Annotated in this window: 21 protein-coding genes and 1 pseudogene; 10 read left to right on the top strand and 12 right to left on the bottom strand. The window is 74.5% G+C overall.

Annotation, left to right across the window (positions count from 1 at the left end; genetic code table 11):
- The first annotated feature begins 41 nt into the window (after positions 1–41).
- Positions 42–233 (top strand): DUF2795 domain-containing protein, encoded by a 192-nt coding sequence (locus ACN268_RS16175; RefSeq protein ID WP_088642812.1) that lies wholly within the window; start codon positions 42–44, stop codon positions 231–233.
- A gap of 29 nt (positions 234–262) precedes the next feature.
- On the opposite strand, the gene erm is transcribed toward ACN268_RS16175, so the two are convergent.
- The gene (erm, locus tag ACN268_RS16180; protein WP_421483897.1) at positions 263–1,084 is read right to left on the bottom strand and encodes an ErmE/ErmH/ErmO/ErmR family 23S rRNA (adenine(2058)-N(6))-methyltransferase; all 822 of its coding nucleotides are present in this window, start codon (positions 1,082–1,084) and stop codon (positions 263–265) included.
- A 747-nt stretch (positions 1,085–1,831) separates the two neighbouring features.
- Positions 1,832–2,737 carry a Gfo/Idh/MocA family protein gene (locus tag ACN268_RS16185; RefSeq protein WP_421483898.1) on the bottom strand — a complete coding sequence of 302 codons (906 nt, stop codon included), beginning with the start codon at positions 2,735–2,737 and terminating at the stop codon, positions 1,832–1,834.
- Positions 2,738–2,940: 203 nt separating this feature from the next.
- On the opposite strand from ACN268_RS16185, the gene ACN268_RS16190 reads away from it, so the two are divergent.
- Both ACN268_RS16190 and ACN268_RS16195 read left to right on the top strand, forming a co-directional pair.
- Positions 2,941–3,345 carry a hypothetical protein gene (locus ACN268_RS16190; RefSeq protein ID WP_204926896.1) on the top strand — a complete coding sequence of 135 codons (405 nt, stop codon included), beginning with the start codon at positions 2,941–2,943 and terminating at the stop codon, positions 3,343–3,345.
- Positions 3,338–3,818, top strand: a pseudogene (locus ACN268_RS16195) (hypothetical protein). The gene ACN268_RS16190 and the pseudogene ACN268_RS16195 overlap by 8 nt, the downstream one beginning before the upstream one ends.
- Here the strand turns inward: ACN268_RS16195 and fabG are convergent.
- On the bottom strand, positions 3,791–4,549 hold the full coding sequence (fabG, locus tag ACN268_RS16200; RefSeq protein ID WP_421406097.1) for a 3-oxoacyl-ACP reductase FabG: 759 nt from the start codon (positions 4,547–4,549) through the stop codon (positions 3,791–3,793). The pseudogene ACN268_RS16195 and the gene fabG sit on opposite strands and share 28 nt — an antisense overlap.
- A gap of 118 nt (positions 4,550–4,667) precedes the next feature.
- On the bottom strand, positions 4,668–6,320 hold the full coding sequence (locus tag ACN268_RS16205) for an alpha-amylase family protein (protein WP_421483899.1): 1,653 nt from the start codon (positions 6,318–6,320) through the stop codon (positions 4,668–4,670).
- Between the two features lie 112 nt (positions 6,321–6,432).
- Between ACN268_RS16205 and ACN268_RS16210 the strand changes: the two genes are divergently transcribed.
- Positions 6,433–7,047, top strand: a complete 615-nt coding sequence (locus ACN268_RS16210; protein WP_421483900.1) for a DUF1349 domain-containing protein — start codon at positions 6,433–6,435, stop codon at positions 7,045–7,047.
- A 157-nt stretch (positions 7,048–7,204) separates the two neighbouring features.
- Positions 7,205–7,885, top strand: coding sequence for a DedA family protein (locus ACN268_RS16215; protein WP_421483901.1), 681 nt, complete (start codon positions 7,205–7,207; stop codon positions 7,883–7,885).
- A gap of 131 nt (positions 7,886–8,016) precedes the next feature.
- Here ACN268_RS16215 and ACN268_RS16220 read toward each other — a convergent pair whose 3' ends face one another.
- From ACN268_RS16220 to lysX, 7 genes are all read right to left on the bottom strand, one after another.
- Entirely contained in the window at positions 8,017–9,579 is a 1,563-nt protein-coding gene (locus ACN268_RS16220) for a cellulose binding domain-containing protein (protein WP_421483902.1), read from the bottom strand.
- A 215-nt stretch (positions 9,580–9,794) separates the two neighbouring features.
- Positions 9,795–11,228 (bottom strand): carbohydrate-binding protein, encoded by a 1,434-nt coding sequence (locus ACN268_RS16225; protein ID WP_421483903.1) that lies wholly within the window; start codon positions 11,226–11,228, stop codon positions 9,795–9,797.
- A gap of 75 nt (positions 11,229–11,303) precedes the next feature.
- A complete protein-coding gene (locus tag ACN268_RS16230) occupies positions 11,304–12,044 on the bottom strand; it encodes a YidC/Oxa1 family membrane protein insertase (RefSeq protein ID WP_421483904.1) in 741 nt (246 codons plus the stop codon).
- A gap of 126 nt (positions 12,045–12,170) precedes the next feature.
- Complete coding sequence (locus tag ACN268_RS16235; RefSeq protein WP_421483905.1) at positions 12,171–12,482, bottom strand: DUF6412 domain-containing protein; 312 nt, start codon at positions 12,480–12,482, stop codon at positions 12,171–12,173.
- Positions 12,483–12,492: 10 nt separating this feature from the next.
- Positions 12,493–13,323 (bottom strand): alpha/beta hydrolase, encoded by an 831-nt coding sequence (locus ACN268_RS16240; RefSeq protein WP_421483906.1) that lies wholly within the window; start codon positions 13,321–13,323, stop codon positions 12,493–12,495.
- A complete protein-coding gene (locus ACN268_RS16245; RefSeq protein ID WP_421483907.1) occupies positions 13,320–14,024 on the bottom strand; it encodes a DUF998 domain-containing protein in 705 nt (234 codons plus the stop codon). The genes ACN268_RS16240 and ACN268_RS16245 overlap by 4 nt, the downstream gene beginning before the upstream one ends.
- Positions 14,021–17,383, bottom strand: coding sequence for a bifunctional lysylphosphatidylglycerol synthetase/lysine--tRNA ligase LysX (gene lysX, locus ACN268_RS16250; protein WP_421483908.1), 3,363 nt, complete (start codon positions 17,381–17,383; stop codon positions 14,021–14,023). The genes ACN268_RS16245 and lysX overlap by 4 nt, the downstream gene beginning before the upstream one ends.
- A 204-nt stretch (positions 17,384–17,587) precedes the next feature.
- On the opposite strand from lysX, the gene ACN268_RS16255 reads away from it, so the two are divergent.
- The 4 genes from ACN268_RS16255 (at position 17,588) to ACN268_RS16270 (ending at position 22,191) form a co-directional block, all read left to right on the top strand.
- Entirely contained in the window at positions 17,588–18,727 is a 1,140-nt protein-coding gene (locus ACN268_RS16255; protein WP_421483909.1) for a carboxylate-amine ligase, read from the top strand.
- Positions 18,728–18,766: 39 nt separating this feature from the next.
- On the top strand, positions 18,767–20,137 hold the full coding sequence (locus ACN268_RS16260; protein ID WP_421483910.1) for an FAD-dependent oxidoreductase: 1,371 nt from the start codon (positions 18,767–18,769) through the stop codon (positions 20,135–20,137).
- Between the two features lie 126 nt (positions 20,138–20,263).
- Positions 20,264–21,211, top strand: coding sequence for a hypothetical protein (locus tag ACN268_RS16265; RefSeq protein WP_421483911.1), 948 nt, complete (start codon positions 20,264–20,266; stop codon positions 21,209–21,211).
- Positions 21,212–21,324: 113 nt separating this feature from the next.
- Positions 21,325–22,191, top strand: a complete 867-nt coding sequence (locus tag ACN268_RS16270; protein WP_421483912.1) for an aminoglycoside phosphotransferase family protein — start codon at positions 21,325–21,327, stop codon at positions 22,189–22,191.
- Between the two features lie 17 nt (positions 22,192–22,208).
- Here ACN268_RS16270 and ACN268_RS16275 read toward each other — a convergent pair whose 3' ends face one another.
- A complete protein-coding gene (locus ACN268_RS16275; RefSeq protein WP_421483913.1) occupies positions 22,209–23,015 on the bottom strand; it encodes an Fpg/Nei family DNA glycosylase in 807 nt (268 codons plus the stop codon).
- A gap of 160 nt (positions 23,016–23,175) precedes the next feature.
- On the opposite strand from ACN268_RS16275, the gene ACN268_RS16280 reads away from it, so the two are divergent.
- Complete coding sequence (locus ACN268_RS16280; protein WP_421483914.1) at positions 23,176–23,994, top strand: thrombospondin; 819 nt, start codon at positions 23,176–23,178, stop codon at positions 23,992–23,994.
- Positions 23,995–24,130 lie beyond the last annotated feature (136 nt).

The raw sequence follows: 24,130 nt of genomic DNA on the forward strand, positions 1-24,130 counted from the left end.
GGTGGGCGGTGTGGGGGCGGGTGGAACGGGTAGCCGGCGGCATGACCGTCACCGGGATGCAGTTGCAGGAGTACCTGGCCGGGCTCGACTACCCGGTCTCCCGCGAGGACCTGGTCCGCTGGGGTCAGGAGAACGGTGCCGGCACCGAACTGCTCCAGATGCTGCGGGCGCTGCCCGCCGGGCAGTTCGACGACCCGGCCGAGCTGCACGAGGCCCTCGGCACCCTGGCCTGAGCCGCCCCCACCTGACCCGCGCCTACCGGTCACCGCCGGCCACCGGCGCGACCCGTGGGAGCGTGCAGCAACCGGAACAGCACCAGCCACTGCTCCGGCCAGACCAGGCCGACCGGGGTCGCCGGGTCCAGTCGCGCCGCCCGCAGCGCGCCGTCGACCCGCCGGCCCGGATGGGCCGTGCGTAGCGAGGCCGCGAGCGACCCGCCCGCTCCGCCGAACCCCAGCTCCACCATCTTCCGGTACGCGGGCAGCCCGGCCGGGTCCAGCAGCGCCGCCGGCCGGCGTTCGATCCGCAGGATGCCCCCGTCGACGGCGGGCACCGGGCGGAACGCGGTGCGGGCCACCCGGCCGGACAGCCGCCAGTGGTACTCCGGCCAGGTCAGCACGGTCAGCCGGCTCCACCGGCCGAGGTCACCGGTCCGCTTGCGGGCGTACTCCCACTGGGTGAGCAGGGTCGCCGCGCGCAACCGGGGCGCGGCGAGGCACCAGCGGACCACCGCCGCGGTCAGCGACCAGGGAACGTTGCCGACGACGTCGAACGGTTCGTCGGGGGGCGCGGCGGTCAGGAAGTCGGCCTGCCGGTACCGCACGTGCGGCAGCGTCGCGCACACCGCCGCCAGGGCGGGGATGACGGTCGGGTCGACCTCGTAGGCGATCAGCCGGCCGCACCGTTGCGCCAGTGGCCGGGTGAGCTGGCCACGGCCGGCACCCACCTCCAACAGCAGGTCGTCCGGGCCGGTACGGGCCGCCCGGACCATCCGGCTCACGGCGGCCGGGTCGGCGAGGAAGTTCTGCGACAGTACGCGACGGGACCGGTCGCGTGCGGTGGTGCGGTCGGGGCGGGGCGCCACGGGGCTCGTCCTGTCTGTCGCCGCTCGGCGACGGTACGGACAGGCGCAGCACGATGCCGGGCCGGTCCGAGTGGATCGGGACTCGGACGGCCCTGGAGAGATCGGCGGGGACGCGACGCGAAGAGAGCGCAGCCGGGGGCCGGCGGTCAGGCCCCGGTGACGGTCAGACCACGGTGGCGGTCAGGCCGGGATGGTGCTTCGGGTCAGGCGCGGTGGGCGTCCCGGCCGGCCAGGGCCGGACGCCGGACTCGCGGACGGGCCACCAGGAGGGGGCCCCGCGCGGCCGACGTGACGGCCACGGTGATCAGGGCATGCATACACATGGCGGCCACGCTAGCGCACACCCCACGGTGCGCAACGCGTTTTTCCGGCGTTCCACCACGACCCCCGCCGATCCGGCCAGCCCCCGCGGCGCCCCGGGTGGCCCGCACATCTGGAGGGGTGAGCGGGTCGGGACCAGCCGTTCCGTCGGCGGGCGATCACCGATGTCGGCAACCAGTGACCCACGGTCACCTCGACAGGACAACTCTTGCCCGCCCACCGTCATGACACGGGGGCATATTCATGACTCTCAGGAATGACGTCCGGGGCAGCACGTCGAACCGGCCACCGACCCGCCGGCCAACGCCACGCCCCGCCCCGCCGCGCCACGCCCCGCCCCGCCACCGACGACTCTCCGGTCACCGACCCGGGCCGATACCCCACCTGACCACCGACCGGCCTGACCGGGGCGGCAAGGGGCAGGGGTCAGGGTCGGAGATCGACGGTGCGGGCCTCGGCGCGGGCGGTCTCCGCAGCCGCCAGGACCGCCACCACCTCCCGGCCGAACCGGACGTCACACCGGTGGTCCCGGTCACCCGAGTCGACCTGCCCCAGCAGTTGGTCGACGGCCGTACCGAACGCGGTCAGCGCGTTGCCGTCGCCCGGCGGTACGGCCTCGACGCCGTTGTCCCCGTAGAAGACGAAGTCCCGGGTCAACGCCGTCGGCGGCGCGTCCAGGGTCAGCGACAGCGCACTTGTCGCACCTCCGTCGTGGGTGAGCAGCAGGTGCACCAGCCCGCCGGGGCCGTCCATCGCGGCGACCCGGGTGACCCGGCCGAGCACCGGCAGCACGATCGACAGCGCGTGCGGACCGATGTCCCACAGCGCGCCCTGCTCCCGCCGCCACCGGGAGCCGCCGTACGGGCTGCCGGGGGCGTAGATCGAGGCGAACTGGGTGGCGCGGGCGTGCTGCCAGCCGCCGGCCGCGGCGGTGGCGGTGAGGAAGCCGTCGACGTCGGGGTGGAAGCGCTGGGTGAAGAAGACCACCGAGGCCACCCCGGCGGACCGCGTGGCGGCGACCACCCGGTCGGCCTCGTCGAGGCTCAGCGCGAGGGGCTTGTCCAGCAGCAGGTGCCGGCCGGCGGTGGCGGCCCGGACGGCGATCCCGGCCTGCACGTCCGGGGGCAGCGCCACGGCCACCGCGTCGCAGACGTCGAGCAGCGCGTCGACGTCGTCGAAGGCCGGGACGCCGTGCCGGGTGGCCAGCGCGGCGGCCCGTTCGGGGTCGCGTCCCCAGACCCCCACCAGTTCGGCGCGGGGATGGGCGTCCAGCCCGGCGGCGTGCGTGCGCGCCGCCCAGTGACCGGTGCCGAACAGGCCGAACCGCAGCACGGGGTACCCCCGGTCTCGTCGTCGGCCACGCCCGTCGCGGCCGTGATCCACGCTAGTCACCCACCCCTGTTTCCGCAGCCGAGGGCCACCTACCCGCACCGGCGGGCCGCCGCCCGGAGTCCCGGGCCGCCGACCCGGGACCGGGACGACGGTGATTACTACGCCGGTTAGTAGGCTGTGCCGGTGACCGAGACACCGATCGGATGGCGGCGATGACCGGCGCGGCGTCGGCCGGGTCGCCGGTGGACGGGGTGCTCGCCACCGTGACGATCGGGCTGTCGCTCGTACTCGCGCTGTGGGCCCTGGTGGCGGCGGTCCGGCACCGGCCGCCGGACCTGGTGCAGTCGGTCGGGCTGGGCCTGCTGGAGGTGGCGCTGCTCGCGCTGACCGTGCTGGCCCTGGTCGCCGTCGTCGGGGGTGAGCGGGCGGGCGAGCCGGGCGCGTTCTTCGGCTACCTGGTGACGCTGGTCTGCCTGCCCCCGCTGGCCTGGGTGCTGGCCCGGATGGAACCTACCCGGTGGGGGTCGGCGATCGTCTGCGCGGTCTGCCTGGTCCTGCCGGTGGTCGTGGTCCGGCTGCAACAGACCTGGGAGGTCGTCGGTGGCTGACACCCGGACGGCGCGGCGCGCCACCAACGCGGGGCCGGGACGGTTGCTGATCGCCGTCTACCTCCTGTTCGCCATCGCCGCCACCTCCCGGGCCGGGCTCCAGATCGCCACGAAGTTCGACGAGGCGCCGGTGGCGTACCTGCTCTCGGCCGTGGCCGCGCTGATCTACATCGTGGCGGCGGTCGGGCTGGCCCGGGCCGGGCACGCCGGCCGGCGGGTCGCGCTGGCCTGCTGCTCGGTGGAGCTGGTCGGGGTGGTCGGGGTCGGCGTGCTCAGCCTGGTCGACCCCGAACTGTTCCCCGACGAGACGGTCTGGTCCGGCTTCGGCAGCGGGTACGGCTACATCCCGCTGGTGCTGCCCGTGCTGGGGCTGCTCTGGCTGTGGCGCACCCGCACCGCCGCCGACGCCTGACGCCGGCTCCCGACGCGGGCGCCCCGGCCCCGGTCAGTCCTTCGGGCCGCCCGCGACGTAGATGACCTGGCCGGAGACGAAGGACGCGCCCTCGCTGACCAGGAACGAGATGGTGTGCGCGACGTCCTCCGGGCGGCCCGGACGACGGACCGGGATCTCGGCGGCGGCGTGCTTCTGGAGGTCGTCGAAGTCGACCTTCATCCGGGCGGCGGTGGCGGCGGTCATGTCGGTGACGATGAAGCCGGGGGCGACCGCGTTGACCGTCACCCCGAACGGCCCCAGCTCGATCGCGAGGGTCTTGGTGAAGCCCTGCAGGCCGGCCTTGGCCGCCGCGTAGTTGGCCTGGCCCCGGTTGCCCAGCGCCGAGGTGCTGGAGAGGTTGACGATCCGGCCGTACTTCCGCTCGACCATGTGCCGCTGGGCGGCCTGGCTGAACAGGAACGCGCCGCGCAGGTGCACCCCCAGCACGGTGTCCCAGTCGGCGTCGGTCATCTTGAACAGCAGGTTGTCCCGCAGCACCCCGGCGTTGTTGACCAGCACGGTCGGCCCGCCCAGTTCGGTGGCGACCCGGTCGACGGCGGCCTCGACCTGCTCCCGGTCGGCGACGTCCGCGCCGACGCCGAGGGCCCGGCCACCGGCGGCGGTGATCGCGTCCACGGTCGGCCCGGTCGCCGCCTCGTCGATGTCGACCACGGCGACGGCCATCCCGTCGGCGGCCAGCCGCCGGGCGGTGGCCGCGCCGATACCGCGCGCGGCTCCGGTGACGATGGCGACGCGGGACTCCTCCGACATGACTACCTCCCGGTAACTTCTGGCTCGATCGGAGGAGCCTACCCGCCCCGACGTCCGTCGACGTCCCTGCCGGGCAGGGACGTCGACGGACGTGCCGGTCGGTGGGCGGAGCTGCCGGTCAGTAGGTGGTGGAACGGCAGAGCCGGATCCAGCGGTAGCCGTGCCCGCCCAGCTTCAGGCTGTCCAGCTTGCCCACGTCGCCGTAACCCCGGTCGGTCAGGACGTCTATCGGCAGGTCCGCCTCGGCGGCCAGGGTGCTCAGGTCCACCTCCACGTCCTCGGTGCCGAGGTTGTGCAGGAAGACCATGGTGCCGGTCGGGCCGTCGGCGCGGTGTGCGAGCACCCCGGCCGGCATCGGCACGTCGATGTGCGTGGTCGAACCGGAGCCGATCTCCGGGGCCTCTCGCAGGGTCCGGATCATCCGCTCGAACCAGGCCAGCAGCGACGTCGAGTCGCCCCGTTGGGCGGTGACGTTGACCTTCTGGTAGCCGAAGTCACCCTTGTCGATCACCGGGCGGATCAGCTTCTCCGGGTCCGCCGTGGAGAAACCGCCGTTCTCCTTGTACGACCACTGCATCGGGGTACGGATCGCGTCCCGCCCGTCCAGCGCGAGGTTCTCCCCCATCCCGATCTCCTCGCCGTAGCGCAGCACCGGCGTGCCGCGCAACGAGAACTGCAGCGCGTACGCCAGCTCGATGTGCCGGCGGTCGTTGCCGAGCATCGGGGCGAGCCGTCGCCGGATGCCCCGGCCGTAGAGCTGCATGTTCTCGTCCGGGCCGAACTTCGCCAGCACGTCGTTGCGCTGGTCGGCGGTGAGCCGGGACAGGTCGATCTCGTCGTGGTTGCGCAGGAAGGTCGCCCACTGGCCGCCGGTGGGCAGCTTCGGGGTGTCGCGCAGCGCGTCGATGATCGCCTCCGGGTCCTCCCGGGCGAGGGCGAGCATCAGCCGGCCGTTGAGCATGAAGTCGAAGAGCATGTGGATGCGGTTGCCCGAGCCGCTGCCGTCGCCGAAATAGACCGGGAGCTGGTCGGGTTCGACGTTCGCCTCGGCCAGCAGCACCGCGTCGCCGCGTCGCCACTGCACGTGCTGGCGCAGGTCGGTGAGGAAGTCGAAGTCCTTGGGCGCGTCCGGGTTGCCCGGCTCGGTCCGCTCGATGATGAACGGCACGGCGTCCATCCGGAACCCGGAGACGCCGAGCTGGAGCCAGAACGAGGTGATCTTCTTGATCTCCTCGCGGACCTTCGGGTTCTCGATGTTGAGATCCGGCTGGAACTTGTAGAAGCGGTGGTAGTACCACGCCTTGGCGGTCCGGTCGTAGCTCCACGTCTCGTGCTGCTCGCCCGGGAACACCATGCCCTGGTGCCGGTCCGCCGGCTCGTGGTCGGCCCAGACGTACCAGTCACGGTACGGCGAGTCGGGCGAGGACCGGGCGGACTGGAACCACGGGTGCTGGTCGGAGGTGTGGTTGACCACCAGGTCGATGATGACCCGGATGCCCCGGTTCTGTGCCTGGTGCAGCAGCTCGGCGAAGTCACCGAGGGTCCCCAGGCGCGGGTCGACGTTGTAGAAGTCGGTCGCGTCGTATCCGTCGTCCTGGTTGGGCGAGGGATGGATCGGGTTGAGCCAGAGGCAGGTCACCCCCAGCCGCGCCAGGTAGTCGAGCCGGCCGATCAGGCCCCGGAAGTCACCGACCCCGTCGCCGTCGGAGTCCGCGTACGTGTCGACGTCGAGGCAGTAGACGACGGCCTCGGAATACCACCTGTCACCCATGCCGGCCTAATGTCTCCGGTGCGCCGACGCCGCAAACGCGAGTCCCGTTCCACCGTCCGCCGGCGACCGCCGCACCGACCCGGGACGGGCCGGTGCGGGGTACGGTCCGGGCATGGCTGCGCATCCGACGGACGGCTCCCGCACGCTCGACTGGGACGAGGGCCGGTGGCTGCACCCACCGGTACGGGTGGACCGGGCCGGTGACGGCGCGCTGCTGGTGGAGCCGGCCGCCAACAGCGACCTGTGGCGGCACACCAGCTACGGTTTCGTCCACGACGACGGGCCGGCGCTGCTCGCCCCGCTGCCGACCGGCGGCGCGGTCGAGGTGGACTTCCTGCTCGACTACACCGCCCAGTTCGACCAGGCCGGGGTGCTGGTCCGGGTGGACGAGCGGAACTGGATCAAGGCCGGGGTGGAGGTCAGCGACGGACTGCCGCAGGTCGGCGCGGTGGTGACCCGGGAGTTCTCCGACTGGTCGGTGGCCCCGGTGCCGGACTGGCAGGGCCGGGAGGTGACCGTACGGGCCAGCCGCGACGGCGACGCGCTGACGGTCCGGGCGCGGGTCGCCGACGGGCCGTGGCGGCTGGTGCGGCTCGCCCCGCTCGACCCGGACGCGGTGGCGCTGGCCGGGCCGTTCTGCTGTGCGCCCACCCGGGGCGGGCTGACCGTCCGGTTCACCGGCTGGCGGCAGGGGCCGGCGGACCGGGGACTGCACTCCTCGGACTGATCAGCGGCTCAGCCGGCGGGGCCGCCCGGTCGGCACGACGGCGCAGGTCGCAGCGCGCGGCCGGGCCCGGACGGGGTGGGCTCACTCACGGCAGGGTGTAAGTGGTGGCCGGCTGGGTACCACTGTCCGATCCCGCCGGCCCGCTGGAAGGACGCCCATGGCTCTCGCCGAGAACGTCGACCCGAACCAGTTCACCGGGCTGACCGGATGGGTGGCGGGCGTCATCGACTCCCTCGGCGCGGTCGGCGTCGCCTTCCTGGTGGCGCTGGAGAGCATCATCCCGCCGATCCCGAGTGAGATCGTGCTGGCGATGGCCGGCTACCTCGCCGCCGAGGGCCGGTTCAACCTGGTGCTGATCATCGTCGCCGCGACTGTCGGTTCGCTGGTCGGCGCGCTGGTGCTCTACTGGCTCGGCGCGGCGATCGGCGAGGAACGGCTCAAGCACTGGCTGGACCGCATCCCGCTGGTCGACCGGGACGATCTGGAAAAGGCCGACCGCTGGTTCGAGCGGCACGGCCGGTGGGCGGTGCTGATCGGCCGGCTGGTGCCGGTGGTGCGCAGCCTGGTCTCCGTCCCGGCCGGCGCGAACCGGATGCCGATGGGCGAGTTCGTGCTGCTCACCACGCTGGGCAGCGGGGTGTGGAACGCGCTGGTCGTCGGCCTCGGCTACACGCTGGGCTCGCGCTGGCAGGACGTGGAGAAGTACAGCGACTGGTTCAACTACGCCATCTTCGCGGTCTTCGCCGTCATGATCGTGAGCTGGGCGGGCAAGAAGATCCACTCCCGCCGCGACCGGGACGACCGGGACGACCGCCGGTCGGTGACCGCCGACCGCTGACCGCCGACCGCTGACCGGGCCACCGCACCGCCCGGCCGGCCCCGGTCACGCCGCCCGAGGGGCCGCGAGGCCGGTGGACCGCCAGGTGGAGCCGGACCGGCTGACCGGCCGGCCCCACCTGACGGTGGTGTTCAGAACCTCGCGGTGATCGAGGTGAACTCCCAGAGGTTCTGGGCGATACCGGAGCAGTTGGCGACCACTCCCCCGTCCGGGCAGGCGCGGTCCCGGTTGACCGACCAGAAGGTGAACCGGGACAGCCCCCGGGCCTTGGCCCAGTCCCGGATCTGCGTCCAGGTGGCCGGTGAGGTCAGCTCCCGCTGGTCGGACAGGCCGTTCATGCCGCTGATGCCCATGTGCGCGTACGCGGTGGCGTCGGACCAGCCGAACGCCGACTTCAGGGTGCTCTTCAGCCCCTCGGCGGCGTTGACGGTGTTCTGGTACATGTTCGCCCCGCCGCCGAAGTCGAACGGCATGATGGTGAACGTGTCGATGTTCGCGCCGAGCGCGGCGGCCTGGTTGATCAGCCGGGTGCCGTAGTACGACGGCCCGGTGGTCGAGGTGCCGAAGGTGACGATCGTCCTGATCCCCGGGTTGTTCTGCTTGACGATCTTCAGCGCGCCGAGGATGCGGTCCTGCACCACCTCGTTCTCGAACTCGTCGCTGTTCTCGATGTCGATGTCGATCGCCTTCAACCCGTACGCGTTGATCACCTGCTGGTACGCCCCGGCGAGGGCGCTGGCCGACGCGCAGTTCGGGCCGAGCTTGTTGCCGCTCCAGCCGCCGAACGACGGGATGACGTCGCCGCCGGCCGCCCGGATCGCGGCGATGGTGTTGGCGTGCGCGCCCCCGGTGAGCGGCCCGGAGCCGTCCCAGGCCGGGGTGCAGCCGCCGCCGGAGAGCACGAACGCGATGGTGAACCACTTCACCCCGGTCGCCCCCATCACCGTCGCCGGCGCGGGCGGGTCACCCCAGCCCGGGTAGAGGTAGGGGGCGGCGGCCATCGTGCCGTTGCCGCCGGTGCAGCCGGTGGTGGTGGCCGACACCGCTGCCGACTTCGCCGACTCCCCTGCGGAGTTGTACGCCGTGACGGTCCAGCTGTGGGTGGAGCAGGCGGCCAGCCCGGAGACGGTGGTCGAGGTCCCGGTGACGGTGGCCTTCACCGTGCCGCCCTCGTAGATCCGGTAGCCGGTGACCGTGCCGGAGACGGCGTTCCAGGCCAGCGTGGCCGACGACGCGGTGGTGCCGGTGACCCGCAGCCCGCCCGGGGTGGCCGGGCCGGTCGGGTTGCCGGGGCCGCCGCCGGTGCAGGACCCGCCGTTGACCGTGCAGTTCGTCGGGTCGCCGGTGCCGGCGACGACGAAGCCGAAGGTGGTGCTGGCGCCCGGGGCGAGGCTGCCGTTCCAGCTCTGGTTGAGGGCGGTGACGCGCTGGCCGGAGCTGCTCAGCCGGGCGTCCCAGAACGAGCCGACGGTGCTGCCCGAGGGCAGGTCGAACACGACGGTCCACGAGCTGATCGCGGTCGAGGTGTCGTTGGTGACGGTGAACTTGGCCTCGTACCCGCTGCCCCAGCTGGCGGTGCGGACGAAGGCGGCGGTGGCGGCGGACGCGGCCGGTGGGGCCACGAGCGTGCCGGTGACCAGGGCGGCGGCGAGTGCGACGGCGAGGGTGGCCGCGCGGGGGGTGCGGAGTCTCACGGGTGGCCTCCAGTGGACCGGGGCGGGGGGGCGTCAGGGGTGCGACCGGCCCGGTGCGCGGGCCGGTGGACGCGGTCCGGGGGTGGGACCGCCGGGACGACATCCATGGCCGTCCACGTCCGCGCCTATTATTAAGACTCTTAACTGTTAATGTCCAGAGCCCACCGACGAGGGGGGTCCGCGCCGGCGTGGCGCGGACCCCCCTCGCGGCCCGGTCAGCGGCGGAAGGTGAACCAGTTGACGTTGACGAAGTCGGACGGCTGACCGCTGCTGAAGGTGAGGTAGACGGTGTGCCGCCCGGTCACCGCCGACACGTTGCCCGGCACCGACCGCCAACTCTGCCAGCCGCCGGTGTTGGCGACGGCGAAGCTGCCGATCGGGGTGGCGGTCGGGCTGTCCACCCGCACCTCGACCAGACCGCTCACCCCGCCCGCCGCGCCGGAGGCCACCCGGGCCAGGAAGTCGCGCGGGCCACTGCCGCCGAAGTCCACGTTGTCGTAGCGGGCCCAGTCACCGTTGCGCAGGGCGGCGATGTTCTGCCCGCCCTCGGCGCAGGTCTCGACGGCCACCCCGTTCTGCGCCGAGAACGCCTCGGCCTGGATCGTCGAGTAGGCGTCCACGGTGCCCGACGGCGGCGGCGTGGTCGGGCCCGGCGTGGTGGGGGTCGGCGTCGGGGTGGAGCCACCGCCCCGGCGGTAGACCGCGACGTAGTCGACCACCATCGGCCGACCGGAGACGGTGGACCCGGTCGGCGTGACGGCACCGGCCACCCCGTCCGGGAAGGAGCCGCCCATCGCCACGTTGAGCAGCAGGAAGTAACCGCCGTGACCGGTCATCTGCGCCCAGTAGCTGGCCCCGACCTGGGTCTGGGTGACGCTGTGGAACAGCTGCCCGTCGACGTACCAGCGCAGTTGCTGCGGGCTGACCGAGGTGTCCCACTCGGTGCGGTAGGTGTGGAAGGCGGCCTGGCAGGCGCTGCCGGGGCAGACCCGGGTCGCGCCCAGCCCGCTGAACTCGTTGCACGGGCCACCGGGGGCGACCCCGCAGTGCAGCGCGCCCCAGACCTGGTTGAGCCCGTTGACGTTCTCCATCACGTCGATCTCGCCGATGCCCGGCCAGTTCTGGTAGTTGCCCCGGTAGGGGGCGCCGAGCGCCCAGAACGCCGGCCAGTAGCCGGCCGCCTGGGCGCCGGTGACGTTGGGCATCTGGATCCGCCCCTCGATCGCCAGCACCCCGCCCGACGGGGGCTTGAAGTCGGTGCGCACGGTCTCGATCCGGGCCGAGGTCCACCGGCCGCCGGAGTCGCGCAGCGGGGTGATCCGCAGGTTGCCGGACCCGTCGTGGGCCAGGTTGGCGGTGCTGCCGGTGTACGTCTGGATCTCGCCGGTGCCCCAGTTGGCCGGGCCGCCCGGGTAGCTGGTGCCGGTGTCCACGATCCAGTTGGCCGAGGACGGCAGGGTGCCGGCCGCGCCGGTGAAGTCGTCGCTCCACATCAGGCTCCACCCCGACGGCGGCGTCGGGACGGCGGCCTGCGCGGCGACCGAGACGCCGGTCAGCGCGGTGGCGGCGGCGAGCGTGACCGCCAGGGCGAGCCGGCGGGACCGGCGCGGGGCGGTGGGGGCGACCGGAGCCGCCGGGACAGCGTTCATCGGGATGCCTCTCTGGGGGACGGGAGCAAGAGAGCGCTCTCTGAGCGGTTTTCTACGCTCCCGCCCCACCACTTGTCAACGCTCGTCGATGGCTTCGACCGGCACCGGTCGCGGCCGCCGCAGCAGCACGTGCTCGGCCACCGTCCACGCGGTGGTGGTGACCAGGTAGAGCACCGCCGCCAGCGGCACCACCAACGCCAGCAGCACCGTGCCGTACGGCAGCAGCGGCAGCACCCGGGCCAGCAGCGCCGCCACCGGTTGGTCGGCCGGTGCGTCGGCCGGGGCCGCCGTCCGCCGGGCCCGCCGGGACAGCACCGTGGCCAGACCGGCCAGGGCCGCCAGCAGCACCCCGAACACCGACAGCACCGACGGGGTCAGCCCGTCACCCAGGTGCCAGCCCAGCGGCACCCCGGCCAGCCGCGCGTCGAGCAGCCCGCCGGCACCGTCCCCGGTGCCGAACAGGCGGTACATGACCAGGAAGAACGGGGCCTGGAGCAGCGCCGGCAGGCAGCCCGCCACCGGCGACGCCCCCGCCCGGCGGTAGAGCGCCAACATCTCCGACTGCAACGTCGCGGGATCGTCCGCGTACCGCTGCTGGAGCTGGCGCAACTGCGGGGCGAGCGCCGCGCGACGCCGCTCCGCACGGACCTGGGCGACGGTGAGCGGTGAGATCGACAGCCTGACGGCGATGGTGAACAACACGATCGCGGCGGCGGTGGCGACCCCGCCGGCCAGCGGCGTCAGCAGCCCGGCGAGCCAGCCGACGACGGAACCCGCGGCGGTGGCCGCGTCGTGCACAGGTGAGAAGGCGAGCATGGGGGAACCCCTCGGTCCGATTCCGGAGGTCCGCACGGGACGGCGACCGGCCGCCCGTCAGGGCGGTCGGCGGTCCACCGTGGGACGGATGACGACGGAACCGGTCGGGGTCGACGGCGCGCGGGATCAGCCCGCGGCCGGGGACCAGCCGACCGGGAGGGGACCCCCGGGTGCCCGGGGGCGGGGCCGGCCCGCCGCGTCCGGATCGACCTGCCGGGGCACGCGTCGACGCCGGGCCCGGTCACGCAACCCGACCGCCCGCCGCCGCCCGCTGCCGGGGCCGGACGCCGCCCGGGGACGGGCCGCCAGCAGGACGACGAGCAGCAGCGCGGCCGCCACCGCCGCACCGGCCAGCAGGTCACCCGGCCGGTCCGCGAGCAGGGTCAGCCCGATGAGCGCGTACGCCCACAGACCCGTCACCACCCGCAGCCCCGACACGCCCGCCAGCCTAGGACCCGCTGTCACGTCGGAGGGCCGCTACGGCCTCGACCACCGCCTCCGGCAGGTCCACGTGCAGCAGGTGCCGGGCGTCCCGGAACACCTCCTGCCGGCCGGCGGGGAAGCTCGCCGCCAGCGCGGCGTGTCCGGCCCGCCACGCCGCCCGACCGGCCGGGGTGGGCACGTCGCCGAGCGCGGTCAACACCCGCACCGGCAGCGTCGGTGCCGCCGTCGCCGCCCGCAACGCCACCAGTTCCGCCGCCACCGCCGGGTGCGCCAGCCACTGCACCAGCGCCCCGACCAGCACCGCCGGGCGGCCGTACGCCGCCGCAGCCGCCGGGTCGGGCGGGCGGACGCTCATCCGGCGGGCCGCCCGACGCCACGCCCCCGGGCCGTAGCGGCGGGCCAGACCGGACCGGTCGAGCGCCCCGGCCAGCACCGGCGCCCCGGCCGCCACCGTGCCGGCCGTCCACGCCGACCACCACCGCCACCGGGCCGCCCCGGCCGGGTCCACGACGCTCGGGTCCACCAGCACCAGCCCGGCGAGCCGCCCCGGATGCCGCCGGGCGTACGCCTCGGCGGGCAGCGCCGCCGCCGAGTGCGCCACCAGCACCGGCCGGTCCAGCCCGGTCACCGCCGTCTCGATGCGGGCCAGTTCGGCGGTGAGGGTCGGCACCCGGGTGTCGTCCGGCCGGTCCAGCCGGCGCACCAGGTACCCGGCGGCGGTCAGCGGCGGCACCAGCCGGTCCCAGGTCGCCGCCCCCTCCCCCATCCCCGGGCAGAGCAGCACCCCCGGCCCGCCGGCCCGCGCCGCCGGACCGTCGGTGGTCGGGCCCGTCACCGGGGGCGCTCCGGGCCGGGGCCCCACCGGGCGACGGCGGCGGTGAGCAGCAGCCAGCCGGACAGGCCGGTGAGCTGGACCCGCTGCCACAGGCCCAGCCCCCACGCGGGGTGCAGGGTGGCGACCAGCGTGCCGACCGTGCCGAGCGCCAGCACCACCGCCACCGCGAGCCCCGCCCGGCGGCGGGCCGGGCCGCGCAGCACGGCGAGGACCGCCACCACGCTGAGCAGCGCACCGGCCACCGCCAGCGACGAGGTGACCGTGTGTGCCTGGTGCCGCCAGGACAGCTCGCCCAGCTCCTCCAGCCGGGCACAGCGGGCATCGATCGAGGGGGCGCAGTCCATCGAGGTGTACCCGCCGTCGACGGCGGTGGCCACGCCGAACACCAGCAGCCCCCACCAGGCCGGCCGGGGCACCTCCCGGGCCACCCGGGCCAGCAGCAGCCCGGCCGCCGTCGCGCACAGCCCGGTCGTCACGTCGCCGAGCTGGAAGACCAGGTGGTACGGCTGGTCCCGGGCGGCCAGCTCACTCAGGTAGCTCGCCACCGGCCGCAGCCCCGGGTTGAGCACCGGGGCGAGCAGCCAGGAGGCGTAACAGACCGCCGCCAGCGCCAGCGCCACCGCCGCCCCGGTCCGGGCGGCCCGGTGCCCGTCACCCCCACGGCGGGCCGCCGGCTCCGGGTCACGGTGCGGACGGTTCACGACGACTCGCGGACCATCGGGAACGGCAGGGTCTCCCGGATGGACCGGCCGGTCAGCAGCATCACCAACCGGTCGACCCCCAGCCCCAGGCCACCGGTCGGCGGCATCGCGTACTCCAGCGCGGTGAGGAAGTCCTCGTCCAGCTCCATCGCCTCCGGGTCACCGCCGGCCGCCTTCAGTGACTGGGCGGTCAACCGTCGCCGCTGCTCGGTGGGGTCGACCAGCTCCGAGTACGCGGTGCCCAGCTCCATCCCGAACGCCACCAGGTCCCACCGCTCGGCCAACCGGGGATCGGACCGGTGCTGCCGGGTCAACGGGGAGACGTCGGTGGGGAAGTCCAGGTAGAACGTGGGCACGTCGGTGCGCGCCTCGACCAGCCGCTCGTACAGCTCCAGCAGCAGCTCGGCGCGCTGCCACCCCGGGTCGTACGGCACCTTGGCCGCGTCGGCGAGGCGGCGCAGGGCGGCGGCGTCGGTGTCGACGGTCACCTCCTCGCCGAGCGCGGCGGAGACCGCCTCGTGCACCGTGCGCACCGGCCACGGACCGCCGATGTCCACCAGCTCACCGGTGCCCGGTCGGCGGGCCAGTGGTGCCCCGTGCACCGCCACCGCCGCCGCGACGATCAACTCCCGGGCCAACTCCCGCATGTCGTGGTAGTCGGCGTACGCCTGGTACGCCTCCAGCACGGTGAACTCCGGGTTGTGGCTGAAGTCGACGCCCTCGTTGCGGAACACCCGGCCCAGCTCGTACACCCGCTCGACGCCGCCCACGGCGAGCCGCTTGAGATACAGCTCGGGGGCGATCCGCAGGGTCAACCGCAGGTCGTAGGCGTTGCTGTGGGTGACGAACGGGCGGGCGTTGGCACCCCCGTGCACGCGTTGCAGGATCGGCGTCTCCACCTCCAGGAAGTCCCGCTCCACCAGGGTCCGCCGCAGGCTGGTCAGGGTGGCGCTGCGGGCCCGCAGCAGCTCCCGCGCCTCGGTGCTGGTCGCCAGGTCCAGGTAACGGCGGCGGACCCGCGCCTCCGGGTCGGCCAGGCCGTGGTGCTTGTCCGGCAGTGGACGCAGGCACTTGGCGGTGAGCCGCCAGTCGGCCACCCGGACCGACACCTCGCCGCGCCGGGTGGCGTACACCTCGCCCGTCGCGCCGACGTGGTCGCCGATGTCGACGGTGGCCCGCCACCGGTCCAGCTCCTTCTCCAGCACCAGTTGCAGATCGCCACTGCCGTCACGGACGGTGACGAAGCAGACCCGGCCGTGGTCGCGGACCAGCAGCACCCGCCCGGCCACCGAGACGGTCTCCCCGGTGCCGGTGTCCGGGGCCAGCCCGGCGTGCCGGGCCCGCACCGCCGCGCACTCGTCGGTACGCGGCCACCCCACCGGGTACGGATCGACGCCCTGTGCCCGCAGCCGGTCCAGCTTCGCCCGCCGGACCCGCACCTGCTCGGGCTGCTGCCCGTGCGCCGGCTCGGGGCTGACCGCGTGCACGGTGGCCGCGTCCGGCGGCACGAACCCCACCGCGCCACCGGCCGGCGGCGCGCCGTACAGCGGGGACGGCCGGCCGCCGGGCAACGCGACGAAGCCCTCCGCGACGGCGGCGGCCAACCCGACCCGGGCCAGTTCCCGCCGCTCGCCGAAGCACAGGTACCGGGGTGTCCAGTGCGGCTGGTACTTGGCGTTGGACAGGTACAGCGACTCCAACTGCCACCAGCGGGAGAAGAACAGCAGCGTACGCCGCCACAGCCGGATCACCGGGCCGGCGCCGATCCGGGCCCCCTGCTCGAACACCGACCGGAACACGGCGAAGTTCAGCGACACCCGCTCGACGCCCAGCCGCAGGGCGGCACCGAGCAGCGCGGCCACCATGAACTCGGTGACCCCGTTCTCGGCGGTGCGGTCCCGACGCATCAGGTCCAGCGACAGCCCGCTGCCGCCCCACGGGCTCAACGACAGCAGCGCCCGTACCCGGCCGTCGCCGTCGCGGGCCTCGACCAGCACGCAGTCACCGTCGGCCGGGTCGCCGAGGCGGCCCAGCGCCATCGAGAAGCCACGCTCGTGCTCGGTGTCCCGCCAGCGGGTGGCCAGGGCGGCGAGGTCGGCCAACTCGGCCGGTGGGATGTCGGCGTGCCGGCGTACGGCGGCGGTGTAGCCGGCCCGCTCGACCCGGTGCACCGCCTGCCGGACCGGGCGCATGTCCCGCCCGCCCAGGTCGAACTCCCGGGCCAGCAGGATCGCCTCGTCACCCAGTTGCAGCACCTTCAGCCCGTGCCGGTGGTAGGCCCGCGCGCCGGCCTCGCTGGCCCCCATCACCGCCGGGGTCCAGGCGTACTCCCGGGCCTGGTCCAGCCAGGCGGTGATCGCCGGGCCCCACGCCTCCGGGTCGCCGACCGGGTCGCCGCTGGCCAGGCTGACCCCGTTGACCACCCGGTAGGTGAGCGCGGCCTTCCCGCTGGCCGAGAAGATCGCCGCCTTGTCCCGCCGGGTGGCGAAGTAGCCGAGCGAGTCCCGGTCGCCGTAGCGGGCCAGCAGTTCCCGGATCCGCTGCTCCTCGTCGGGGTGCAGCACGGCGGCGGCGCGCTGGGAGCGCAGCAGGGTGAACAGGCCGGCCAGGAAGGCGACCGCGCCCATCCCGCCGAGCAGCAGGTTGACCCAGCCGGGGGCCTGGCCCTGCCTGGTGACGTCCAGGGTGATCGCGCCGCCGAAGACCTTCTCGATGGCGTACCCGATGCGGTCCAGCCAGCTGTGCAGGCTGCCGGGCACGGCGGTGAGCAGCAGGTAGCCCAGCCCGACGGCCGCCGCGGCGAGGCCGAGGAACACCCCGAGGGCACGCCGGGTGCTGCCGCTGCGGACCCGGGCGTAGAACTCCCGCCGGGCGGCTCGCAGCAGGGCGAGCGCGGCGGCGGCGAAGCCGGTGCCCACCCAGACGCCGACGGTCTCGACCAGGGTGAACAGCCGTCGGCCGGCGTCGTCGGTGAGCTGGTCCGCGCCGACGGTCACCAGCAGCAGGCCGGTCAGCACGCCGACGACCAGGCTGAGGATGAAGTAGACGACAAGCACCCAGTACGCCAGCCGCTTGTGACGCAGCACCGCCGCGGCGAGGGTGCCGAGGAACACCGCGTACGCCAGGTTGGCCGGGGCCGGCACCAGCAGCGTGTCGATGGTGGTCCGGATCGGCTGGAACTCGGCGTTGGCCGCGCTGCTGACCGCCGCCAGCGCGCAGATCGCCGCGATGAACCACAGCAGCGCCGCGAACGTCCGGGGCACCTGCCGCCGCCAGTCCCGCCCCGCCGGCCGGGGCGGGTGGCCGGGCCGCCGCGCCGGGGTCGGGGGCGCCGACTGGGGCACCGTCGTCGGGGTCACCTGGCCTCCCTCACGTCCCCGCCCCGGCCCGCCCCAGGTCGGGGCGGGGGGTGCGGCACGGCACCGGTCGGCGGGACCGGGTCATGGTAAGCATCAGGCGCGACGACGCGCCGTGTCGCGTTTTCTCCGCCGGACACCGCGGGTAATGGGCGGGCAGCACCGCGGCGGTCCCGCCGCGGCGGGACGGGACGGACGGTGATGGCGATGACCAGTGGGGTGGCGGCCGGGGCGGTGGCCCCGGAGCGGACCGGGGCCGACCGGCTCACGGTGGGCGTGGAGGAGGAGTTCCTCCTGGTCGATCCGCACACCGGTGCCGCGGTGCCCGCCGTCGACCTGGTCATGGCGCAGGTGCCGGCGGAGCTGCGCGGGCAGGTGGAGCGGGAGTTCCAGACCAGCCAGATCGAGATCGGCAGCCCGCCGGGGTTGGAGCTGGGCTCGATCCGGCACTCGCTGGGCGTGCTGCGCGGCGCGCTGGCCGACGCCGCCGAGCGGGCCGGCGTCCGGGTGCTGGCCATCGGCACCGGACCGGTGGCGGGACCGGTGCCGCCGGTGGTGGACAAGCCGCGCTTCGACCGGATGATCGAACGGTTCCGGCTGCTGGTGCCCGGCCCCGGCAACAACGGCATGCACGTGCACGTGGGCGTACCGGACCCGGACACCGGGGTGCAGGTGCTCAACCACATCCGGCCGTGGCTGCCGGTGCTGCACGCGATGACCACCAACTCGCCCTTCTCCGAGGGGGTCGACACCGGGTACGCGAGCTGGCGTTCCGTCGAGTGGGAACGCTGGCCGTCGGTGGCGCCCACCCCCTACCTGGAGTCCTACGAGCACTACGAACGGCTGATCAGGCAGTTGATCGCCAGCGGGGTGATGCTCGACGAGGGGATGCTCTACTGGTACGCCAGGCTGTCGGCGAAGTACCCGACGGTGGAGGTCCGCATCGGTGACGTCTGCCCGTCGGTGGACGACGCGGTGCTGGTGGCGGGTCTGGTGCGGGCGCTGGTCGCCACCGCCATGGACGACGTGGCGGCGGGCCGCCCGCCGGTGAACACCGACCACCACCTGCTGGTGGCCGCGCACTGGCGGGCCGCCCACGACGGGTTGGAGGGCGACGGCGTCGACCTGACCAACGGTGAGCTGCGCCCGGCCTGGGAACTGGTCGACCGGCTGGTCGAGCAGGTCCGCCCGGCGCTTGAGGCGCACGGCGACCTGGCCGAGGTGACCGAACTGCTGGCCACGCTGCGCCGGCACGGCACCGGGGCGGCCCGGCAGCGGGCCGTGTTCGCCCGCTCGGGCCGGCTGGAGGACGTGGTCGCCGAGGTCGCCCGGCAGACCCGTGGCTGACCGGCCCGGGGGCGGCCGGCGCGTGGAAGACTGGGCGTCGTGACGGAGCGGCTGGTCGTGGTCGGTGGGGACGCCGCCGGCATGGCGGCGGCGTCCCAGGCCCGTCGCCGCCGGGGCGTCGACGACCTGGAGATCGTGGCGTTCGAGCGGGGGCACTTCACGTCGTACTCGGCGTGCGGCATCCCGTACTGGATCAGCGGTCTGGTGCAGGAGCGGGACGCGTTGATCGCCCGCGACCCGGCCACCTTCCGGGACGACTTCGCCATCGACGTACGGCTGCGCACCGAGGTCACCGGCATCGACCTCGACCGCCGCGAGGTCACCGCCCGCCGGCTCGACGACGGCGGCGAGGTCCGCGAACGCTTCGACACCCTGGTGTACGCCACCGGTTCGGTGCCCAACCAGCCCGACTGGGCCGACGGCGACGTCGACGGCATCTTCGGCATCCAGACCCTGGACGACGCGGCGGCGCTGCGGGCCTGGCTGGACGCCGACCCGACGCCGACCCGGGCGGTGGTGGTCGGCGGGGGCTACATCGGGGTGGAGATGGCCGAGGCGCTGATCCAACGCGGGCTCGCCGTCACCCTGGTCGAGCGGGCCGAGCAGCCGATGGCCACCGTCGACGAGGACATGGCCGGCCTGGTCGCCGAGGCGATGCGCGGGCTGGGCGTCGAGATCCGTACCGGTGTCACGGTCAGCGGGGTCGAGCAGCGCGACGGCCGGGTGTCCGCGGTGGTCACCTCCGCCGGCCCGGTGCCGGCCGACGTCGTGGTCCTCGGCCTGGGCGTACGCCCCAACACCGCGCTCGCCGCCGCCGCCGGTCTCCCGCTCGGCCAGACCGGCGGGGTCCGCGTCGACCGCCGGATGCGGGTGTCCGGGGTGCCCGGCGTCTGGGCGGCCGGCGACTGCGTGGAGACCCTGCACCGGGTCACCGGCACGTCGGTGCACATCCCGCTCGGCACCCACGCCAACAAGCAGGGCCGGGTCGCCGGGATCAACATCGGTGGCGGGTACGCCACCTTCCCCGGGGTGATCGGCACCGCCGTGACGAAGGTGTGCGACCTGGAGGTGGGGCGTACCGGGCTGCGGGAGCGGGACGCCACGGCGGCCGGGTTCGAGTTCGTCTCGGTGATCGCCGAGTCGACGAACCGGGCCGGCTACTACCCGGGGGCGCAGTCGATGACGGTCAAGCTGATCGCCGAACGGCCCACCGGTCGGCTGCTCGGCGCGCAGATCGTCGGCCGTTCCGAGGCGGCGAAGCGGATCGACGCGCTGGCCGTGGCGCTGTGGAACGAGATGACGGTGGACGAGATGACCGCCCTCGACCTCGGTTACGCCCCGCCGTACGCGCCGGTCTGGGACCCGGTGCTGATCGCCGCCCGCAAGGCCGTCGACGCCCTCGACCGCTGACCCGTCCCCCACCTCCCGCACCCACGCCGACCACCCCGCCCCCGCCACACGGCGCGGCGCGGATTGTGGAGAGTTGTTGTCGCCCCAGCGACAACAACTCTCCACAATGCATGGTCTGCTCGGCGGATGCGGATGCCCGGAGACGACGATGCCGCCCTCGACTGGCTGCTCTTCACCCAGGCGGGGGTGGTGAGCTGGGCACAGGCCACCACCGAACTCACCCCGGCCCGGGTACGGCACCTGCTGGCCACCGGCCGGTGGGAGCGGGTGTGCCGGGGCATCCTGCGGGTCGGCGGCGGCCCGGTGACCGTCGACCAGGCACGCTGGGTGGCGGTGCTGGCCGCCGGTGCCGACGCCGTCCTGGCCGGTCTCGCGGCGGCCCAGGCGGGCGGGCTGCGCGGCCGGTGGCGGCACGAGGCGGTGGACGTGCTGATCCCGTACCAACGGCAGGCCCCTGACCTGCTGCGCCGGCTGCCCCTCGGGATGCCGGCGGTGCGGGTACGACGCACCCGACACCTGGGCGACGAGGACCGGCAACGGGGGCGGCCGGACCGCACCACGATGGCCCGCTCGCTGATCGACGCAGCTCAGTGGATGCGCAGCGACGACGACGCGCAGGCGGTGCTGGCGGCCGGCTGCCAGCAGCGGAGAGTCACCCCCGGGGAACTCGACGCGGTGGCCCGCCGGTTGCCCCGGCTCCGCCGGTCGGTGCTGATCGGCACCACCATCGCCGACCTGGCCGGCGGGGCGGAGGCACTGTCCGAGATCGACCTGGTCCGCCTCTGCCGCCGTTACCACCTGCCGCGCCCCGAGTTGCAGGAACGCCGGCGTGACGCGGACGGACGGATGCGTTACCTGGACGCCTACTGGCGGCAGTGGGGCCTGCACGTCGAGGTCGACGGGGCACACCACATGGACGTCCGGCACTGGGCGGCCGACCTGCGCCGGCAGAACGGGGTGTGGATCTCCGGGGACCGGATCCTGCGGTTCACCGCCTTCGACGTCCGCCACCGTCCCGACGAGGTGGCGGCCCAACTGCGCGCCGCACTGACCGCCGCCGGCTGGCGTCCCTGACCAGCCCACCCGCCTCACCGCCTGCCGCCCGGCGCACCCGGTCGTCGCGTTCTCCGTGGAGAGTCGTCGTCGCCGGGGCAGCAACGACTCTCCCCGATCCGCACAATGGGTGGGTGGAGATTCCGGCGGGGTTGTCGTGGGTGCGGCAGACGCCGGAGGGGCGGGAGTGGCTGGCCACGCTGGCCCGGTGGCGGGACGAGTGCGCACAGCAGTGGTCGCTGCGGCTCGGGCCGCCCTTCCCGTACGCGTTCGCCTCGCTGGCGATGCCCGCCGACCTGCCCGACGGCACCCCGGCGGTGCTGAAGTTGCAGTACCCGGCCCCGGACAGCCGGCACGAGGCCGACGCGTTGGCGCACTGGGACGGCGAGGGGGCGGTCCGGCTGATCGCCCACGACCCGCAGCGGCGGGCGCTGCTGGTGGAGCGGTGCCGGCCCGGCTCCCCGCTGCACGAGTTGCCCGCCGACGAGGCGGTGGACGTGGTGGCCGGCCTGCTGCCCCGGCTGTGGCGGCGGCCGGCCGGGCCGTTCATCCCGCTCGCCGAGGAGGCGACGGGCTGGCGGCACCGGTTGCCCGAGCAGTGGGACCGGGCCGGCCGGCCGTACGGGCGGCGGCTGGTCGACGCGGCGCTGGACCAGCTCGACCGGCTGGTCGACACCCAGGGCGAGCAGGTGCTGGTCAATCAGGACCTGCACGCCGGCAACGTGCTGCGGGCCACCCGGGAGCCGTGGCTGGTGATCGACCCGAAGCCGCTGCTGGGCGAACGGGAGTTCGCGGTGGTGCCGATCGTGCGCGGGGTCGAGCTGGGGCACTCCCCCGAGGCGGTACGGCGTCGGCTGGACCGGGTCACCGCTGCGCTCGGCCTCGACCGGGACCGGGTGGTCGGCTGGACGATCGCGCACTGCCTGGCCTGGAGCCTGGACGGCGACACGGTCTTCACCAACCAGGTCGAGGTGGCCCGCTGGCTCGTCGACGGCACGTAGCCGCCCCCCGGACGGGGTCAGCGTTGGCAGGTGGGGCACCAGTAGAGGTTGCGGCCGGCCAGCTCGCCCCGGCTGACCGGGCTGCCGCAGACGTGGCAGGGCGCGGCGGCCCGGCGGTAGACGTACACCTCGCCACCGTGCCGGTCGACCCGGGCTGGGCGACCCATCGCCTCGGGCAGGTGGGCGTCGCGGACGGTGTCGATCCGGCCGCGCGCCACCGCCAGGGTCATCAGCGCCACCAGGTCGGCCCAGAGCGCCGTCCAGCCCGCCGGGGTGAGTTGCCGGCCGGGCAGCGTCGGCCGCAGGCCGGCCCGGAACAGCACCTCGGTCACGAAGATCAGCCCGGTGCCGGCCACCACCGACTGGTCGAGCAGCAACGCGGCGAGCGGGGTGGGGCTGCGCCCGATCCGGGCGTACGCGCGGTCGAGGTCGGCGTCGGCGCGCAGCGGGTCCGGGCCGAGCCGGTCGCGCAGCGCCGCCACCTCGGGCGGGGTGAGCAGTTCGCAGGCGGTGGGTCCGCGCAGCTCCAGCCAGTGCCGGTCGCTGGCCAGCCGCAGCCGGACCTGCCCCACCGGTACGGGCGGCTCGCCGTCCCCGTCGGTGAACCTGCCGTACAGGCCCAGGTGGACGTGCAGGGTGCGCTCGTCGGCGTAGTGGTGCAGCAGGTGCTTGCCGTACGCCTCGGTGCCGTGCAGGACGGTGCCGGAGAGCAGCGCGGCACCCTCGGTGAAGCGGCCCTGCGGGCTGCTGACGGTGACCTTGTCGCCGGCGAACAGCTCGGCGTGGCGGGTCGCGAGGCGGTGGATGGTGTGTCCCTCTGGCACGGGTGCCAAGGGTAGCCCGACGACCCGACCCCACCGGCGACGGTGCCGTCCGGGTCGCCCGGAGTGTGGTCGATCGACGGACGGGGTACATCGAGGGTGTTCCCGCGTGGCGGCCACCGACCCTTCCGAGGGCTGCACGCATCGACGAGGAGGTGTGGTGGTGAACGTTTCTTCCCTCCTGCGCCGCCGGACGGCGACGCAGGACAGCAACGGCGACGGGGTGGTCGACGCGCGTGACGGGCAGCCGGTGGTGACCGACCGGGACGCCGACCGGGCGACGTACCGCAGCGGGTCGCTGGCCACGGACGGCGAGCGCGACGCCGACGCGGCGCGCCGCGCCGCCGAACGTGGGGCCGACGACGAGCGGCGGGCGGCCGAGCGCGGCGCGCTGGCGCGGGCGGCGACCGCCCGCAGCGCCGTGGACGGCACCCGGAGCGCCGCCGCCGCCCGCTCCACGACCGTCGACGACGAGCCGCGTACGCCGACCGACCCGATCCGGGTCACCGACCCCGCGCCGCGTCCGGTGTCGGACCGGCCGGTCGACCGGGACCGGACGCCCGTCGCGCCGCCCCCGCCCGCCGCCCCCCGCCCCGCCGACCGGGACCGGGTGGACACCGACGGGGCCGACCCGCAGCCGCCGGTGGTGGCCGGCCCGAAGCCGAGGACCAGCCTGCTCGCCACCCTCGGTCTGATCGTCTCGGTGGTGGGCGCGGCGTTCGTGCTCACCGGCACCCTGGCCGGGTACGGCATCGCCCTCGGCGCGCTCGGCGCGGTCTGCTCGGTGCTGGGCCTGATCGCGACCCGCCGGCGGCACGTGGCCGGCACCACGGACGCGCTGGTCGGCGTCCTGGTCAGCCTGACCGCGGTGGTGCTGGGCGTGCTCGCCTTCACCGGCCAGTTCGACTGGCCGACCACCGACGGCGACTGGGTGGCCCGGTTCCGGGAGTGGCTTGACTCACAGTTTGTGGACCGGTTCTGAGGGCACATTTGATCTCGCCGGCGGTTCGCCGGCGACGTTGGACCAGCCGGCTCGCCGGCACCGCCCGACCAGCTCTGGTGGTTCACCAGCCGGGCACCCACCCGTTCGGGGGCAGCGGTTCGCCGCCACCGATGCG

Origin of the sequence: Micromonospora sp. WMMD735 (assembly GCF_049178995.1) — a bacterium.
GTDB classification, from domain to species: domain Bacteria; phylum Actinomycetota; class Actinomycetes; order Mycobacteriales; family Micromonosporaceae; genus Micromonospora; species Micromonospora wenchangensis.